This window comes from Barnesiella sp., assembly GCF_022723415.1.
Lineage (GTDB): Bacteria > Bacteroidota > Bacteroidia > Bacteroidales > Barnesiellaceae > Barnesiella > Barnesiella intestinihominis.
In genome coordinates this window covers 1-17,345 of sequence record NZ_JAIJHU010000059.1, presented here as the reverse complement: position 1 = coordinate 17,345, position 17,345 = coordinate 1, and the positions used below count along the sequence as shown (strand labels likewise).

Genomic DNA, 17,345 nt, shown 5'->3' with positions numbered 1-17,345 from the left:
TCAATAGCGGGCTATTGACAAAAATCAAGGGATTCAAGATGCGAGACAGGGGCTCAATATGGCCGGAACATACCTACTTGCAATGATAATATTATTCTCAATAAATTTAAAACAGCTTCTTAAATCCGTGTCTTATTTTAGCGATAGAAATCGCTCTATGTATTCCGATCCTTTTCGGGCTATTTGTGTGGTGGCAGCGAAATACCAGCACATCGGTACGAAGCAGAAAAAGAATCGTTTTGCCGAATAGGCCAATACATTTTGTATGGAATCCCATACGTAGTCCACGTGGTAAACGACGAGCCCGTAGAATACGATGCTCAGTACAATCATTCCCAATAAAGCGAGGTTGTCTTTCCTTTTAATCATGAACCAGCTGTTCCCGAGAATAAAAATGGCGAATACCGAGAATGTCCAGCCATAATATATGGGATTGGTAAACAAAGCCCAAAAGCCGTTTACGATCAATCCCGCTTTCTCCCCGTCCCAGAACAGGCGGGTAATAGCCATTCCTTCGGTATATAAGCCCCCGATTTTCATGTAAATAAACCAGATAATGGCCGGGAGCAGGGACAATCCGGTAAAGTACAATCCTTTTCGATAACTCTTGCGGCGTATGCAATCGATCAGCAATATCACACAAGCTGCGCCGATGAATACGATACCCTCGTTTCGACACCACATATTGGCGCCCAACAATAACGCGCCTGCATACAATTCGTCGTCGTTACGGCTGCGTAGCCAACTGGCGGTATAAGCGATACCCAGTCCTGCGAAAATGGCTTGCATGACGTTGGTGGTCGATAACGACGAGAATGCAAGCATTTCGGGAGCCATCATCATAAACAGAGTAGACAGTGCGGCGACAGTTTTCCCGGTATTTCGTCTCAAAATTCCGTAGAAAGCAATGACAAAGAACAAATACATCAACGCCGGTATCGACTTCGATGTTTCGGCTCCTAATATATAGACGTATGCATAACTCATTTGTACGAAAGGAGCATATGCTATGCTACCTCCGGCGCGGTGTATCGAGGGATTGTAATCGGCGTCGAACAAGCTCATGCGCATATACGTGTGGTCCTGTGCCGCCACGAAACCTAAGGTATCGAATGCCGCAAGGCTGTCCCGGTCGCTGGGAGGGAAAAACATGCATTTCGAGAAATTCATGTATTCGCAATAACCGATGAGTATGATGAGCAATACCCATACCAAGTTGGCTTGTTTCCAGTCATCGAGCATAGCCGAGGTGATACGGAAACTTTCGAATCCTCGGTAGCGGGCTACGATAAACATCAATAGGGCGAATGTTACGGCTCCTGCTGATAAAACCGAAAAACTGGTCAGGGGAATATGCATTAAGTCGAGCAAAGCCATCACGACGGTTTGCAGCGTCATACCCAGAGGGAAAGACAATCCTATGCGTTCGGTCCACGAAAAACGCGTCCCGATGATTCCTGTTAATAAAAGACCCGACAGGCAAGTCAATATGATTCCTGATACTACTAACATGATGGTTACGGTTTTAGATGCATGGGCAATACGGCATGAGGAGCTTTTTGTTCAACCTCGTAGTCGAGGTATTCGTATCCGCGACCGTTGACGATAGCTACATGGGTGATTTTCTCGCTCCAAGGAGTTTTACCCAATTCCGATGGGATAATGACTCGGCGCGGATATAAGAACCGGATAGCCCATAGTTTGTTATAAGGTTCGCCCGAGAATATACGTTCTTCTCCTTCGGGGTAAAAAGCCTCTTTTCCCGGTAACAAGATAACGGCGTTTTCGGGTGTGTTCTCTTTCACGTACCGCAGATACACATGAGAAAGTCCCAGCTTCATTTCAAAGCGGTTGTCTGTCGTCGTACGGGAGTAATGACGTATAGTCTCCAAGTTTTTTTGAAGCATGTTGTATGCCCAGTTGTAACCCGGTTGTACGTCGAGGACGAATTTGTTTAGCAGAAACAATACGATGACAACGGCAAAAATGTTCTTTGCGACCCATGAAAAAGAGATTCCCTCTTTTTGAGGCGTTGCAGTACCCTTCTTGGTGGAAGGTGTGTTTTTTTTGCTTGTGGTGCTATTTTTCATGATTCGGGTATTTTCCAGAAACGATATTTCAACAGCGTGCCTATCGCTTTCAAACCGTCGCTTAGACGCAGTTTTTTCCCCTCTTCGATAGAGCGGGGATAATAACGAATGGGTACTTCTTTGATTTTGTAACCCAGTCTCGAAACTTTTGCCGTCACTTCGGGACAAAATTCGAATCCCTCGCAGTCGAGAGGAATCGATTTCAGCAAATCGGCGGTGAACATTTTGTAACAAGTGGGCTCATCGGTGATGTGCTGACGATAAAGAATGTTGGTCATTACCGATAAAAATTTCCCGCCCAGTTGATAACTGAAATAAGTATGTGAATTTTCCTCTGCTAAAAATCGGGAGCCATATACCACATGGTATTCACCCGATAAAAGGAAAGGAAGCATTTTCTTGAAATCGTTCGGATCGAGTTCGAGGTCGGCATCCTGCATGACGATATAATCGCCCGTTACGGCTCGTATGCCCGTGCGTACGGCCATGCCTTTCCCGTAATTCCTTTCGTGCTTCAAGTAAACGATAGGAGCGTCGGCATGGCGGGCGATAAAATCTTCGACGATTTGTTCTGTCGAATCGGTCGAACAGTCGTTCACCACGATCAACTCCCGTTCGATGCCGGTCCCCAGATCGGCATCGAGTACCCGTTGCAGCAGTTCTGCAATAGTCTTTTCCTCGTTATATGCGGGAATGATAATCGATAAAGTGTGCACGGCTTCGCCCATAATTCGCTATCGGTAAAAATAAGATAAACGAAAATGACGGCTTGGCCGTCTTTTGATGTGACGATAAGCCTATTTTCGCAATCCGTGCAAAAATATTATAATAATTTTGCCTGTGCAAGATTTTATTTCGAAAGGAGTGAGAAAAGATAGTAATCTCGTTGCTGGGTATGTATAGATAGGAAACCATGTCAAATCTTGTTTTGACATGGTTTCCTGAGTGTGATTGTTGAACTATGGCCTATTCCCGTTCATCTCGATTCTGGTTTATGACTCCTCCGAATGGGGAATGAAAGTTATTCGTCCAATGCTGTGAGGTTGACAGGGAAAAAGTATGTAGCTTCATAAAGTTTGCCGGTCAATGTCATCTTTTTTCCATTACGCTTGATTTCAAAAGAGTCATTTTTATTTGCTTTGTGGATAAAATCGGGAAATGAAATTTCAGCATAATCGATATAGGGGTTATTCTCTACTTTTTGATAACTTGGACTCTCTTGGAACGCGTGAGGAAATACATCGGTTTTCTCGGTGAGGAGTTTTCCCAAGCAATATTTCTTGAATTGAACCGACATCGATGTTTTATCCCATACTAATTTCCCGTTGAGCCACATTCGATTGCGTATCCCGATTTTTGATTTTCCGTTTATTTTCAGGATTTCATCACCCGGTTGCAATCCCAATTTTTCGGCGGGACTGTGCTTGTACACGTCTGTGACTATCGGCCGGTTTTCGTCCCAGCAGATACCCGACCAAGCCCTGCAAGGTTGAATGACTGTGCTCGTGCCCGGAAAAGTACGGCAATATTTAAGCACGTTATCGCTGACCGAACGGAGGCTTTGACTATAATCCAATCGTTTGGAATAGCGTAATTGCCACAAGATGGGAGGCACGTTTTGTACCGGATCTAACATTTTCTTTGCATCGAGTATCGTTATCTCCAAAAAATGGGTGTTCGATACGTCTTCATGGGTATAACCGCCTTCGGTTATTCTTTTAGGGGCGCGTTTGAAAGAATTTACATAGATTCCATATTTCCCTTGTGTGACATACGTGTTGCTGCCTTGGTCTATGTAGGTATTTGTCTGTGGAACATAGGTCGAAGTCACCGATTCTTCTTCGTTGAAAGACACTTTGAGTATCAAGTCGGGGTTCTCGTTGTCGATGGTTAATGGGAATCCGCTGTTGGTTAAATGGTCGAGGGCTTTTTGGGCGAATTCTTTTTCCAAAAGAGGATCGGACGAAGATAATACGATGGATATTGTTCTGTATTTACCCCAATCGGGTACATCGCGATCGGCTCTGATTTCCACGCCGCTATTTTTAAAAGCGTCTATTGTTGCTTGATTGAAGATAAACAGTCCGTCTAAGTTTTCAAAGGTTTCGTCAAAACCTTCCATGTTCAGGTTTATGGGAGCATATCCCAATTCATAATCGACATCGTGAGCGATGGAGTGCATGAGCAGTTCCACCCGGCCATCGCGCCCGTTGAGTATGGGATATATATCTTCGGTCGCTATGGAATCTGTCTTTTTTCCGTTTATGGCAATGATGTAGTCCAAACTGGCGGGAATGATCTCTTCTTTATCGCAGGTTATATCTTCCATGTAAATGAAGTTGTGGAAACTGATAACCGAGAGTTTGTCCGGATTGTATTTTTTCAGCCAATTAACCCGTATGGCATTGGGCGATCCGTTACTGGCTGCAAAGAGAGGCAATGATAGTATACATATCATCGCTTGGAGAAAAAACTTTTTTAGTTTCATGGTGTTGGTGTTTTGCTGCTGCCGATGCCCCTTCGGACGGCGTTTTAAAATAAGAAAAGCGTAGGGCAATTATTTTCTGTATACATTCATTGAGGCATCGGCAAACACCTTTGTGCGATATACAGTCTACCCCACGCCGTGCCGTTATATCGGTTCCCCATAGGGGGTGGAATATAACACACGCATGAAGCATCTTTCGACTGCTTTTTCCCGCACTTAAAATTTTGCCGATTTTCAATGAAAGGATAAAGCAAAAAACGCTTTTTTAATATGTCTTTTTCTCTATAAGTAATAGAATGTTTTTATATAATCATAGGCAGTAATTTTTTAATAGTCGAGGGCGAAGACAGGATAAGCCGAGGTAGCGAGTTTATCTGGTTATACAAAGGCGTTAGCCTATTTTCGCATTTGTGGCAAATATAACGATATTTTTGAAATGTAAAAATAGTTCGTTGGTTTGCCTTTGTGTTTTGCCATGTAAAATATAGGGGTGGTGTCACGTAGCGACGGAAGGGTTGGAAAATACCGGCAGTGGAGGTGGCGGAAGTCAGGACTCCTCTCCCTCTGTTCATCGTAGATGAGATAGGGGGAGTGCCCGTAGGGCGAGGGGGTTAGATTCTTTCAGGCAAAGTACCAGATATTGAACGTTGAACTGGCCGATAATTTTAGTAAGGTTAGATTCTACAATTAGAAAAACTATGTAATTTTTTCAACCTCTCTCCTCGGAACTGTCATTTCTTCGGTGTCTCCCCTATTGTATTGTGGCATTGCTGGACATTTCACACTCCTTCCTTAGAATAGCGAGGGATTGGAATGACATTATTGGTGTGGTATTTAAAACCTCCTCCCTGCCGTGTCCCGTAGCCTTACGGGGTGTTTTGCTATACAAAATATAGGGGAGGTGTCACGCAGTGACGGAGGGGTTGGAAAATACCGACAGTGGAGGTGACAGAGTCAGGTCTCCTCTCCCTCTGCTCGTCACAGATGAGATAGGGGGAGTGCCCGCAGGGCGAGGGGGTAAAGAAATACCCGCAGAAGAAACAGAGACGGATACTAACCTTTGGGGGCCTCGAAAGAAATATAAAGAACGAGTACAATCGATAGCTATTCCTCGGAAAAATGCTCTTTGTCGGGTCGGTTGGAAACTTTTTGAGCTCCTGTTTCTGCTATCTTTGTATTTGTGTTATCTTTGCAGCCGTAAACTGCTCGGTTCTGTCCGGGCTCAATATGTGAAGCATGAAAGATTTTTTTTCCATACTCCGGCGATTTGTGCCCCCCTATAAATATTACCTTGCCCTCAATATCTTTTTCAATATTTTGGCGTCGGTCTTGACGCTTTTCTCGTTTGCCCTTATCATTCCTATATTGGAAATATTGTTCAAGCTCAAACAGGCTTCTTATACTTTTATGGAATGGGGGTCGGGTTCCATTAAAGATGTGGTGATAAATAATTTCTATTATTACATTACAACGATAATCGATGAAAAAGGAGCCGGTTTCGCCCTGTTGATATTGGGCGTTTTTTTAATGGTGATGACCTTTTTCAAGACGGCCGCTACCTATTTGAGCTCCTATTTCATGATACCGCTTCGGTCGGGAATCGTGCGCGATATTCGCAATTATGTGTATGAAAAAGTAGTGAGCCTGCCTATCGGTTTTTTCACCAGTGAGAAGAAAGGCGATGTCATGGCCCGTATGTCGGGAGATGTAGGGGAGATAGAAAATTCGATAATGGCATCGCTCGATATGATGTTCAAGAATCCCATTATGATTATTGTATGTTTGGCGACCATGTTCGCCATTAGTTGGCAACTTACTCTTTTTGTCTTGATTCTGCTTCCTACGGCAGGATACATTATGGGACAAGTCGGTAAGAAACTGAAACGTCGTTCTCTCGAAGGGCAGAATCAATGGGGATTGTTGATGTCTATCATAGAGGAGACTTTGGGCGGGTTACGCATTGTCAAAGCCTTCAATGCCGAGGATAAAATGATAAAATGGTTTCACGACGATAACAATCGTTTTTATCGCATATCCAATCGAATCAACCGCCGGCAGTCGTTGGCGCATCCCATGAGCGAATTTTTAGGCACGTGTACCATTTGTATCGTCCTTTGGTATGGCGGCTCGCTCATCTTGTCGGGAACGAGCAGTATCGATGCCGCTTCGTTCATTTACTATCTGGTTATTTTTTACAGCATTATCAATCCGGCGAAAGATTTGTCCAAAGCCGCTTACTCCATACAGAAAGGGTTAGCCTCTATGGTGAGGGTCGATCTCATTCTGTCGGCGGTGAATCCCATACAAGACCCGAAGAATCCGGTAGAATTGAAGGAAATGAAAGAGGGGATAGAATATCGGGGAGTCTCTTTCCGGTATAGTACCGAAAATGTAGTGAAGCACGTCGACCTTTCTATTAAAAAGGGACAGACGGTCGCTCTCGTGGGACAATCCGGTTCCGGAAAATCTACGATGGCCGACCTTTTACCACGCTTTTACGACGTGAATGAAGGGGGAATTTACATCGACGGAATCAATATCAAAGATTTCAGAGTGCACGATTTGCGGGGATTGATGGGAAATGTCAATCAAGAAGCCATTCTCTTTAACGATTCTTTCTACAACAATATAACCTTCGGGGTGGAAAACGCGACGATGGAGCAAGTCATCGAAGCAGCGAAAATCGCCAATGCGCACGATTTCATCATGGCGACCGAACAAGGATACGATACTTGCATTGGCGACCGGGGAAGTCGTCTTTCGGGCGGGCAACGACAACGTGTGAGTATAGCCCGTGCTATCCTGAAAAACCCTCCTATCCTTATTCTCGACGAAGCGACCTCGGCTCTCGATACCGAGTCGGAACGGCTGGTACAGGAGGCTTTGGAGAATCTTATGCGTAATCGCACTACGCTGGTAATAGCTCACCGTCTTTCTACAATAAAAGATGCCGATTTAATTTGCGTCATGCACGAAGGCGAAATTGTGGAACGGGGTCGTCATGACGAATTGATAAAACTCGACCGCTATTATAAACGCTTGGTCGATATGCAGAAATTCTGAGACGTTCCGGAAAAGATATGCCGAAGAGCCTCCTCTCGGTAACCTCTTCGGCATCACTCATTTCGAGATTTTTTTGTATGTCCCTTCCGGTAAAGCCGTTTTATCCATAATATTCTGTTGTGGAGTGTCTTGTCGTTTTGTAATACAGGGCAAGTAGAAATTGTGCGTGGGTTGATATGGAACTCGTATGGCTTGTCGTTGATAAAATAAATTCCACAGAAAACTTTTTTTGATTTTTATTCAAAATCTTTATTAAGATTGGCTTTTGAAAAATAATAGCAATATTTATATATTATTATAATGATAAAACTTTCGTTTTCTTTCTTGTATATTAATATTATTTTATATAACTTGCCTCCGCTTATAAAAATAAGATTGGTCGGGCTTTATTCCATAATTTGATATAGGCCGATAAAGTTGTTAGAAATTCGAATATAAAATATTGATATTCAAATTGATGTTGTCTAAAACGCTGGTTGAGAATCGAATAGTTTGTTGAACTATATTTTTACAAATATTATACATAAACTAAATTTTAATTATGATGAAAAATTTCTACAAAAAGCTATCGTTTGTAATGGTCATGGGCATCTCTCTTTCAAGTTATGCCGCATGGAACGGTGATGCAACTGCTTGGACACAGGGCGATGGTTCGGAACAAAATCCGTTCTTGATAGAGAACGAGGCACAACTGTCGCATTTGCAGCAAACGGTGACAGCCGGTGAGACCTATCAGGGAAAATACTTCCGCATGACCGCCGATTTAGACATGGGTGGCAAGCAAATGCCTTCGATTGGTCACTATAATGACTATACGACACAAGAGAATCCCGAGTTGGTCAGAGAGTCGAAAGTGTTCCGTGGCACTTTCGATGGCGATTTCCATACCATCGATAATCTCACAATCGTAAATAATAATGCCGATGTCAATCTCGGTGGGGTGGGACTTTTTGCAGTCTCTTATCCCGAAACCCACATCTGTAATCTCACTCTCGGGCAGGGTGTTACCGTTGAAGGTAGTGAATTCGACAATGTAGGCGGTTTTATCGGTTATAGTTCGGGTGGCAAGGTGGAAAATTGCCGCTTCATGGGTTTGGTGAACGGGGGCAGTATGAACGCTGGGGGTATCGTGGGTGTTGCCGAGGCGACTGTGACAATCTCTGGTTGTGTAAATACCGGTAGGTTGGTAGGGCATTCGTTTGCTGGTGGTATTGCTGGGACTGTCAGTATATCGAAAGTTCAAAACTGTTATTCTTCGGCTACAATTTCGTGCCCATCGGCCTATTGGGTGGCTGGTATTGTTGGTTGGGCCGAGCAATCCACAGTCTACAACTGTTATGCTATCGGTTCCATCGAGGCGGAAGTCGGTTCGTCTTTCTTGCCCGGTAAAAGCCCCATTTGTGCAGAATTGGAAAAATCTTCGGCTTCCGATTGTTACTATGTCGAAGCGCTCACCGGCTGTAAGCCTTTGAGCGAGCAGACCGGTGTGACCGCTGTTACGGAGGAAGAAATGAAAGCTGCCGATATGATTGCTAAACTTAATGCCAATCTGTCTGCTAATGCGTGGGGGGTAGGGGCCGACGGCTTCCCGGCTCTTCTGTGGGAAATCGACGGAACGGGCAGTATCGAGTCTGTCGGTGCGACAGCTGGAATTGAGATTGTTAAAGAGGGCGACCGCTTGGTGATTGTATCGGCAACAGGTGAAAAAGCTCGCCTTAGTGTTTACGATATTACCGGTAAAATGATCGTGACGGCTGTTGTCACCGATGGCGATTGCATTACGGTGCACGATAAAGGAGTATGTATAGCCTCGCTTGTTACAGACGATGGCAATCGCACGACCCATAAATTTTTGTTCTAAAAAGTAACGAGAAAGTGAAGGGGAATCGCATGCTGTCGGTTCCCCTCGTTTTCTTTGCATTATAATATCATCGACTTATGATAATGCGAAAAAAAATTACATGTATGGTTGCGGCTGCGTTGGCCTTTATGGCTTCGGCGCAGCCGTTTCAATCGGTATATTATCCTTCGAAACTCACCGCTTCCACGATTACCCGTGTTCATCAGAGAGCATCGGCCTTGCGGTCTGCCGATGAGAATATACATGCCATAGTGAGACTTTGCGACGAGGCCGACCTCGATAGGCTTGCTGCGGATTATGGAGTGGCGTTCAATGTGGTGACGGGTAACCTAGCCACAGCGGTAATCCCGATGAGATCGTTGGTGGCTTTTGCGGAAGATGCTGACGTCGAGAATGTTGATGTCGGAAATACGGTGAGAGCTATGACCGACCTCGCGCGTGAGTATTCGCAAGTGGATGCTCTTCACGGAGGTCTTCCCGATTTCCCTCGCAGTTTCACGGGAAAGGGCGTGCTGATAGGGGTGATTGATACGGGTTTTGATTTCATGCACCCTGCATTTCGCGATGCCGAGGGCAATAGTCGCATTGTTCATGTATGGGATCAGAGCGGTAGGAACGGAAACACTCCTTCTATGGGATACGGTGTGGTATTCGATACCCCGGAACTGATTCGCTCTGCGGCTCATGATGTTTCGAGAGACACTCATGGCACTCATGTGGCTGCGATTGCAGCCTCCTCGGCCGATGTGTATAAAGGTATGGCGCCGGAGTCCGACATTGTGGTAGTGGCGACCGACAAGAGCGAATCCGGAATTATAGATGCCCTTGCCTATCTGCTCGATTATGCCGAGAAAGAGAAGAAACCGATAGCTATAAATCTTAGTATGGGTACGGTCATAGGCTTCAAAGATGGGACTGATCCTATCGCGTCGATGATTGACGAGCTGCTCGACAAAAGCGGCAAAAAATGCCTTATGGCGATTGCGGCCGGTAACGAGGGGCATCGCAACTCCACGATTGTGACCGAGGCCACGGGGCAGGGTGAGGTGATTAACACATCGTTTACTCCGCCATCGCACATGCGTGAAAATATCTTTATCGGGTGTTCGACCACATCTGCATTTCAAGTGACCCTCTCGTTGGTAGGTAGCGATGGAGTCGCTTTTGAAACTTCGATTAGCTCCGATGTTTCCGAATCGGTAAGTCACGAGAATATAACCGGTGAAAAAGACTATTCGCTCGTCACGCTTTCCCCTATGAAAGATGCCGATGGTTTGCAGCGCGGTGTGAGCATCAACCTCTATGCCCCGTTGAAAGACGGGCAGAAATGGAACCTCTCAGTGACGGGCGCTGCCGGAAAATACATTGCATGTTGCGATTACGGGGAACTTGATAATGGCTCCAACGCGAGCACGATGGCGGCGACCGCTTGTGGGCAAATTCCCATATCGGTGGGTGCTTATGTGTCGCGAGACAAGTTTACCAATTTACAAGGTACGGAACGAAGTTCCGATTGGACTGTGGGCGAGAGGTATCCCCTTTCCGGTATGGGACCCACATTTGATGGACGCGATAAACCCGATGTGCTTGCACCGGGTGCACACATAATTTCGGCGATCAATAATTATGCGGCATCTTACAATGTAAATCGCGAAGACTTGGCTTATACCGAGGTCGATGCCCTGATTCCCGGGCGTACCAATTATTGGGGGGCAATGTGCGGGACATCGATGGCGACGCCGGTAGTCACCGGCATTATGGCATTGTGGTTGCAAGCCAATCCTCGGCTCGACTTCGATCTCGTGCGAAAGCTCATCGGCTCCCCCGGATCTCACATCGATGCCAAAACCGGTATGGAGTCGCTGTTGGCAGGGGTAGAGCTACCGAAAAGCAAAAACACCGTGCCCTATATTTACAATCCCTTCACACGCAGTATCGCTATTATCGGTGAAGGAGTCGTTTGTGTAGAGGTGTTTGCTGTCGACGGTACTTTTTTAAAGAGGAAAAATCGGCCCGTGGAGCCTGTTCATATCCCCGAAGGAGCTATGCGCATTGTGCGTATAACCACTTCGACAGGCTCGCATATCTTGAAAATATGATGCTGCACGGTGTTGCTCTCTGTCGAGAAGTCCGCTTGCGAGGATATATCGCATGATTATGGGAGAAAATATTCATTGGAGAGGCGAGAAAAGGATATCCTTGCAATGGGGTGAAATTCAATTTTGAAAAGATAACCTTTCGGTTGGGATTTGGGGAGCAGTCTCAAAGTCAATAGAAAGAGCCGTATTAAACTCCGTTTTCTTCCTTTTCGACCATACCGATCGCCCGTTTAGTCATGTCATTTGATTACACGTGCGTTAATGTAAATATATATCATAGAACCGATTCTTGTGAATCTCGAAGATTTTTTATACGTTTGTCACATGAAAGGTTTCATGAGAAAAATAGTAGCCTTCTTGTTTGCCGTTATATTCGGGCTTACTTCTGCTATCTTTTTGTCGGCAGGAGTCGACAATGAGCTTGTGAAACCGCAAGACCCCTCTTATCCTTATAGTCTTATCGATGTTCGGGCACAATCCCTGCCTATACAGAATTTTACGGCGATTATTCCGGTAGAAAGAGGGCTATGCGTGAATGTTTCACGCTTTCCGTCTTCCCCGATAACCGAGGAAGCGAGTGGAAACGCTGCATTTTTGTATGAGCAGCAATTATGTTGTCAGTTAGTAGATCTTCGGGAGAAGATCGTCGGTGATTGTTATGATAAATATAAGGCACAGTTGTGCTACGACGGACATTATCTCTATTCCCTTTGTAAAATGTTGATTTAGTGGAATGACGGTGGGTAGCCGTTATTCACGGGTAGCCGGGAGCCTCGCCCGGTTTTCTTGCTGCATGTATGTGTGTGGCAGGAAAGGACTTGCATATATTGAATAGTCTGGTATTCCCGATGCATGATTCTTTGGCTGTATGGAGTGTGCGTATATTCGTATTCCTGTTTTGCTGTAATGCGATAGAAAAGAGATAGCTCGCAGATTCAGAGACATGGAAATTCGGCAGAGATATCGTCTTTTCGGTTTGGTTACATATGCTATCTGGGGCTCGGCACTTAGGACCTATTTTGAGATTTGTCGATTTAAGCAATCAAAATAGTTTCGTGGAATTTTAATTATTAATTATTTTATTACGATTCAATTAGTTTTATCATCAAATGGAAAATATAGAAAAGGAAACTGTTTCTTCTAAATTTATGGAAAATCCTTATATTGAAATGAAAAAGAAAATTTCTGTAAATGGTATTGTTGCACTGGTAATTGCTATACTCGCTTTTGTAGGTTCATCTGCTGTTTCCGATCCTCAGTCCTCCCTCAAACTTTTTTTGATTGTGTTGGGTGCGGGACTCCTTATATATGGATTGATAAGAGTTGCAGTGGGGAATAAGATAGCTGTTTGTCGGGCTACTGGAAAAGTGTTGAAAAAATATGAACTACTTTTCGAAAGCGCCGAAGTTTCACGGTTAAAACAAATGGTAGAGTCGGGTAATTTTCAATCTATCGATACGTTACAGCGGGCGGTAGGCCACAAGGCTGGGGCAAAATTGACTTTATTCATCGATGCGGATCATAATTTTGCGACAGCACAAGTTTCTGAATTTATACCGTTTGACTATGAGCCGGTTATGTCTCCGATGAGTTATGAAGGCGAGGCCGTAAAGACAATCGCAACGTTAGTGACTTCTGGGACATAACGGATTTTTACTACTTATACTACTACTTTGTTATTAGAAATTATTGTAAAGTAAACTCTTTGTTTTAAGTTATTTAGAATAATAACCAAGAGATATGCTACTGAATTAATGTATTTTTTAGGCTCCCTCTGTTCGGCTTTCATAATTTTCGAATAGAGGGAGTTTTTTATGATTCGGTTGAATAAATCCGATTTTGGTTTAGTAGAAAATCCGTGGGGTAGACCTGAATTTTAGCGATGAAACCTTTGTCGATAACTATATTCCAGTCTTTTCGGAGAGTTTGATTTACAGTTCTGTTACTGTTATCGGGTGCTCCCCCTATCTTATCTATGATGAGCAGAGGAAGAGGGTAATACCTTTCGGTGTATCGTGTTTGTTCGTCTTCCCTATATTACGCAGAAAGACCCCGTAATGCTGCGGGGCATAGCATGGGAAAGATTTTAATGACTTTCTGTCGCATTGTTTTAGCGAATGAGATGGATTGTATTTAACCTTCTCCCCTGTGTTTTGCGACGCAAAATATAGGGGAGACACAGAGGAGCGAAAGCGACGAAAAGAGGGTTTAAAAAAAGACAGCGTATAGGATTTTTTTATTGTAGAATCTAACCCCTTCGCCCTGCGGGTGCTCTGGCTATTTGCTCCGAAAAATTATTCTGGGAAAGAAATTTGCGATAGAATGTCGTTAATTATTGTCGAATTGGTTTCCTTTACGTATCTTTGCGCAAGAAGCAAAATAGACAGCATTCGGTATGGCCGGATAAATTGGTTACTGTCCATCTTTGCGTTATCTTTGCATAGTGTAACAATATAAAAAATAATTCTCATGAATCAAGTATCCGATCGTTTGGCAGCTCTTGCTCCTTCGCAAACGCTTGCGATGTCACAAAAAAGTAGTGAACTGAAAGCACAAGGAGTAGATGTGATTAATCTGAGTGTGGGAGAACCCGATTTTAATACACCCCAGCATATTAAAGATGCCGCGAAAAAAGCGATAGACGATAATTTTTCGCACTATTCGCCGGTTCCGGGATATATGGATTTGCGGCAAGCCATTTGTGCGAAGCTCAAAAACGAAAACGGACTCGATTTTACTCCTGAACAGATTGTCGTTTCGAATGGAGCCAAACAATCCATTTGTAACACAATTCTTGCCCTTGTCAATCCGGGAGACGAAGTAATCCTCCCCGCCCCGTATTGGGTAAGTTATGTAGAGATGGTCAAACTCGCCGAAGGTAAGAATGTGATTATCGAGACGGGCATCGAACAGGATTTTAAGATGACACCTGCCCAACTCGAAGCCGCTATCACGCCCAAGACCAAGCTGCTCATTCTCTGTTCTCCCTCCAACCCTACCGGCAGCGTCTATTCCCGCGAAGAGTTGGAAGCGCTGGCCTCCGTTTTGGAACGCCACCCGCAGGTATTCGTCATTTCCGATGAAATATACGAACACATCAATTATGTGGGAGCCCATCAAAGTCTGGCGCAATTCCCCTCTATTCGAGAGCGGATAGTCATTATCAACGGGGTTTCCAAAGGCTATGCGATGACCGGTTGGCGTATCGGGTTCATCGCTGCTCCGTTGTGGATTGCCAAAGCCTGCAATAAATTGCAAGGACAATACACATCGGGAGCATCATCTATCGCACAGAAAGCCGCGGCTGCCGCTTTTGCCGGAGAGCAAGGTTGCGTAGAAACCATGAGACAAGCATTTCAACACCGTCGCGATTTGGTCGTACGTTTGGCAAAAGAAATACCCGGACTAAAAGTAAACGATCCGCAGGGAGCATTCTATCTCTTCCCCGAGGTCAGCCACTATTTAGGGAAGTCCGACGGCGAACGCAAGATAAACACCTCTTCCGATTTGGCGATGTATATCCTCGAAGTAGGTCATGTTGCAACGGTGGCGGGCGATGCTTTCGGGGCTCCCGATTATCTTCGTCTGTCTTATGCTACTTCCGAGGAGAATATCACCGAAGCCATGCGCCGTATGAAAGAAGTCCTCGCCCGTTTGAAGTAAGACCCGCCAAATCTGGTTCAGTAGAAAAACAAAAGGGTTAGCGATGAAATTTTTGTCGATAACCACATTCCAGTCTTTCCGGAGAGTTTGTTTACAGTTCTGTTACTGTTGTTGGGGGCTTCCTTCGCCCTACGGGCACTCCCCCTATACCGCTGTGTGACACCCCGCAATGCTGCGGGACACGGTAGGGGAGAAGAACAAACATAATATACAGGAAAGTATTAACCTCCTCCTCTGTGTTTTGCATAGCAAAATATAGGGGAGGTGTCCGCAGGACGGAGGGGTTAGAAAATACCGGCCGTGGAGATGACAGATTCAGGTTTCCTCTCCCTCTGCTCATCGTAGATGAGATAGGGGGAGTGCCCGTAGGGCGAGGGAGTTGAAAAAAATACTGGCAGAAAAGGAAACAGAAGCGGATATCAACCTTCTCCGGTTGTGCCCCGTAGTATTACGGGGAGTTACGTTAGTAATATAAGGGAGACACCTAAGAAACAGCAGTTTCTTCGGAGAGGGGGTGGAGGTATAAAAGAACAATTCCCTCAGATGTCCTCCTGAGCTCTGAATCCCTTTTTAGGAAGATACAGATACCTATTCGATAAAAACAGAGAACACCGCTCCTCACGGGGCGGTGTTTCTTTACTAACTAAAAACAAACTCCAATGTTTTGGATTTTTCTTTCCCCGCGAATTAGATCTGGCTTTTGGGGGATTTTATAATTATTTCATTTGGCTTTGCGCTTGCAATAGCGGAGACATTGTCCGCAAATATCGTAACCCAGCATGGCTCCCAATATGAAATCCTCCTCTGGTGTCAGTTCGTTCAAAGGTCGGGAAGTCATGGATTGAATCACTTCGATACACTCCCTGCGGCCGAAAAACAGATTGATTTTATTACAGCCGATCGGTTGAATGCAATAATCTATGTTTTGGCTGTTCAATCGACTGACGGCAAACTCTTCATATTTTTTGTTCGTCGTATAAAGAACCATGTTGCGAACACCCTTCTTGTATTCATACACGTGGTTCAGAAACACTTTCAATTCGGCCGGATAGGCATTGCACGTAATCATGGGATGCCGGTTGTAAAAGGTTAATCTTTCAAACTTTTTACCCAGTTATCGATGCGACCTTCGGTCTTGTCCGATTCATTCATTTCGTCGAGGGGAAGCCCCGCGAATTCACCGTCTACAACTGCCGTAGAAGAGGAAAAGTTGTAATCGCCCGTCGGTACGTGATTACCGATAAACTTACAGCCCGTCCCTTTCAGCTCCTCATACAGTACGCCTATTCCGTCACAGAACGTGTCGCAGTACGATTCCGAGTCCCCGCACCCGAAGAGTGCGACCTCTTTCGAACTCAGGCCAGCCTTTTTCAACACCTTCACAGCGTCGTACCAATCGTCTTGCAACTCTCCGCAGCCCCAAGTCGATGTACCCAATACCAATACGTCATATTCCTTTACCATTTCTCCGGTCAGTTTGGAAGCATCGTGTACGTCGTTCGAGGCGACACCCAACTTTTGTGCGATTGTATGGGCTACACTCTCGGTAGTACCTGTGGAAGAACCATAAAATATTCCAATTTTTTTCATCGTTTTATTCTTTAATTTTTCACGATGTAAAGTAACGACTTTCGGCGAGCTTTCGAAATACCTAGTTATAGGGATTTTATGGTCGTCCAGTACTCAATTTGTGTGGAATAATAAGGAAAAAGAGACTAATTTTTATAAAAATACCAGCCCGATAGGAAATCAGATAGGATTGTCATACCCCCAACCCCTCTCCTCGAAACCACTGTTTCTGAGGTGTCTCCTTTATATTGCTAACGTAACTCCCCGTAATACTACGGGACATGGCGGGGGAGAAGAACAAACACAATACACAGGAAAGTATTACCCTCCTCCTCTGTGTTTTGCATAGCAAAATATAGGAGGTGTCCGTAGGACGGAGGGGTAAAAAATATCCATAGCAGAGGACGCATATCAAAACATCACTCTCTCCCTATGTTTCTGTAAAGGAATAGAAAGTACTCACAAAGCAAAAAGAAAGCACAAAAGGCCGATCGAAGTGTCGCTTTTAATCC

At 44.8% G+C, this 17,345-nt stretch carries 12 protein-coding genes; 6 read left to right on the top strand and 6 right to left on the bottom strand.

The genetic code is table 11. From position 1 onward, the window contains the following. Positions 1–132 precede the first annotated feature (132 nt). The 4 genes from QVD32_RS10925 to QVD32_RS10910 all read right to left on the bottom strand — a co-directional run bounded on the left by QVD32_RS10925 (position 133) and on the right by QVD32_RS10910 (position 4,578). On the bottom strand, positions 133–1,512 hold the full coding sequence (locus QVD32_RS10925) for a glycosyltransferase family 39 protein (protein WP_118687365.1): 1,380 nt from the start codon (positions 1,510–1,512) through the stop codon (positions 133–135). Between the two features lie 5 nt (positions 1,513–1,517). Beyond that, entirely contained in the window at positions 1,518–2,090 is a 573-nt protein-coding gene (locus QVD32_RS10920) for a hypothetical protein (RefSeq protein WP_046411853.1), read from the bottom strand. Next, positions 2,087–2,818: a glycosyltransferase family 2 protein gene (locus QVD32_RS10915; RefSeq protein WP_118687364.1), complete on the bottom strand. Its 732-nt coding sequence runs from the start codon at positions 2,816–2,818 to the stop codon at positions 2,087–2,089. Before QVD32_RS10915 ends, QVD32_RS10920 begins: the two co-directional genes overlap by 4 nt. A gap of 293 nt (positions 2,819–3,111) precedes the next feature. After that, positions 3,112–4,578 carry a PDZ domain-containing protein gene (locus QVD32_RS10910; RefSeq protein WP_118687363.1) on the bottom strand — a complete coding sequence of 489 codons (1,467 nt, stop codon included), beginning with the start codon at positions 4,576–4,578 and terminating at the stop codon, positions 3,112–3,114. Between the two features lie 1,236 nt (positions 4,579–5,814). On the opposite strand from QVD32_RS10910, the gene QVD32_RS10905 reads away from it, so the two are divergent. From QVD32_RS10905 to QVD32_RS10880, 6 genes are all read left to right on the top strand, one after another. Further along, positions 5,815–7,641, top strand: a complete 1,827-nt coding sequence (locus QVD32_RS10905) for an ABC transporter ATP-binding protein (RefSeq protein WP_046411858.1) — start codon at positions 5,815–5,817, stop codon at positions 7,639–7,641. A 541-nt stretch (positions 7,642–8,182) separates the two neighbouring features. Beyond that, a complete protein-coding gene (locus QVD32_RS10900) occupies positions 8,183–9,502 on the top strand; it encodes a hypothetical protein (RefSeq protein ID WP_147401599.1) in 1,320 nt (439 codons plus the stop codon). A gap of 104 nt (positions 9,503–9,606) precedes the next feature. Next, entirely contained in the window at positions 9,607–11,601 is a 1,995-nt protein-coding gene (locus QVD32_RS10895; protein ID WP_021891086.1) for a S8 family serine peptidase, read from the top strand. A 336-nt stretch (positions 11,602–11,937) separates the two neighbouring features. Further along, complete coding sequence (locus tag QVD32_RS10890) at positions 11,938–12,330, top strand: hypothetical protein (RefSeq protein ID WP_147401598.1); 393 nt, start codon at positions 11,938–11,940, stop codon at positions 12,328–12,330. A gap of 440 nt (positions 12,331–12,770) precedes the next feature. After that, entirely contained in the window at positions 12,771–13,247 is a 477-nt protein-coding gene (locus tag QVD32_RS10885) for a hypothetical protein (RefSeq protein WP_147401597.1), read from the top strand. Between the two features lie 823 nt (positions 13,248–14,070). Then, entirely contained in the window at positions 14,071–15,264 is a 1,194-nt protein-coding gene (locus QVD32_RS10880; RefSeq protein WP_008861287.1) for a pyridoxal phosphate-dependent aminotransferase, read from the top strand. Positions 15,265–15,985: 721 nt separating this feature from the next. Here the strand turns inward: QVD32_RS10880 and QVD32_RS10875 are convergent. Together QVD32_RS10875 and fldA are read right to left on the bottom strand one after the other, a co-directional pair. Further along, positions 15,986–16,333: a DUF2023 family protein gene (locus QVD32_RS10875; protein ID WP_008861285.1), complete on the bottom strand. Its 348-nt coding sequence runs from the start codon at positions 16,331–16,333 to the stop codon at positions 15,986–15,988. Between the two features lie 20 nt (positions 16,334–16,353). Next, the gene (fldA, locus tag QVD32_RS10870) at positions 16,354–16,854 is read right to left on the bottom strand and encodes a flavodoxin FldA (protein ID WP_008861284.1); all 501 of its coding nucleotides are present in this window, start codon (positions 16,852–16,854) and stop codon (positions 16,354–16,356) included. Positions 16,855–17,345 lie beyond the last annotated feature (491 nt).

Excerpts from the sequence above, each read along its gene's own strand:
- QVD32_RS10925 (WP_118687365.1), bottom strand. The coding sequence starts at position 1,512 with ATGTTAGTAGTATCAGGAATCATATTGACTTGCCTGTCGGGTCTTTTA.
- QVD32_RS10920 (WP_046411853.1), bottom strand. The coding sequence starts at position 2,090 with ATGAAAAATAGCACCACAAGCAAAAAAAACACACCTTCCACCAAGAAG.
- QVD32_RS10915 (WP_118687364.1), bottom strand. The coding sequence starts at position 2,818 with ATGGGCGAAGCCGTGCACACTTTATCGATTATCATTCCCGCATATAAC.
- QVD32_RS10910 (WP_118687363.1), bottom strand. The coding sequence starts at position 4,578 with ATGAAACTAAAAAAGTTTTTTCTCCAAGCGATGATATGTATACTATCA.
- QVD32_RS10905 (WP_046411858.1), top strand. The coding sequence starts at position 5,815 with ATGAAAGATTTTTTTTCCATACTCCGGCGATTTGTGCCCCCCTATAAA.
- QVD32_RS10900 (WP_147401599.1), top strand. The coding sequence starts at position 8,183 with ATGATGAAAAATTTCTACAAAAAGCTATCGTTTGTAATGGTCATGGGC.
- QVD32_RS10895 (WP_021891086.1), top strand. The coding sequence starts at position 9,607 with ATGGTTGCGGCTGCGTTGGCCTTTATGGCTTCGGCGCAGCCGTTTCAA.
- QVD32_RS10890 (WP_147401598.1), top strand. The coding sequence starts at position 11,938 with ATGAGAAAAATAGTAGCCTTCTTGTTTGCCGTTATATTCGGGCTTACT.
- QVD32_RS10885 (WP_147401597.1), top strand. The coding sequence starts at position 12,771 with ATGAAAAAGAAAATTTCTGTAAATGGTATTGTTGCACTGGTAATTGCT.
- QVD32_RS10880 (WP_008861287.1), top strand. The coding sequence starts at position 14,071 with ATGAATCAAGTATCCGATCGTTTGGCAGCTCTTGCTCCTTCGCAAACG.
- QVD32_RS10875 (WP_008861285.1), bottom strand. The coding sequence starts at position 16,333 with ATGATTACGTGCAATGCCTATCCGGCCGAATTGAAAGTGTTTCTGAAC.
- fldA (WP_008861284.1), bottom strand. The coding sequence starts at position 16,854 with ATGAAAAAAATTGGAATATTTTATGGTTCTTCCACAGGTACTACCGAG.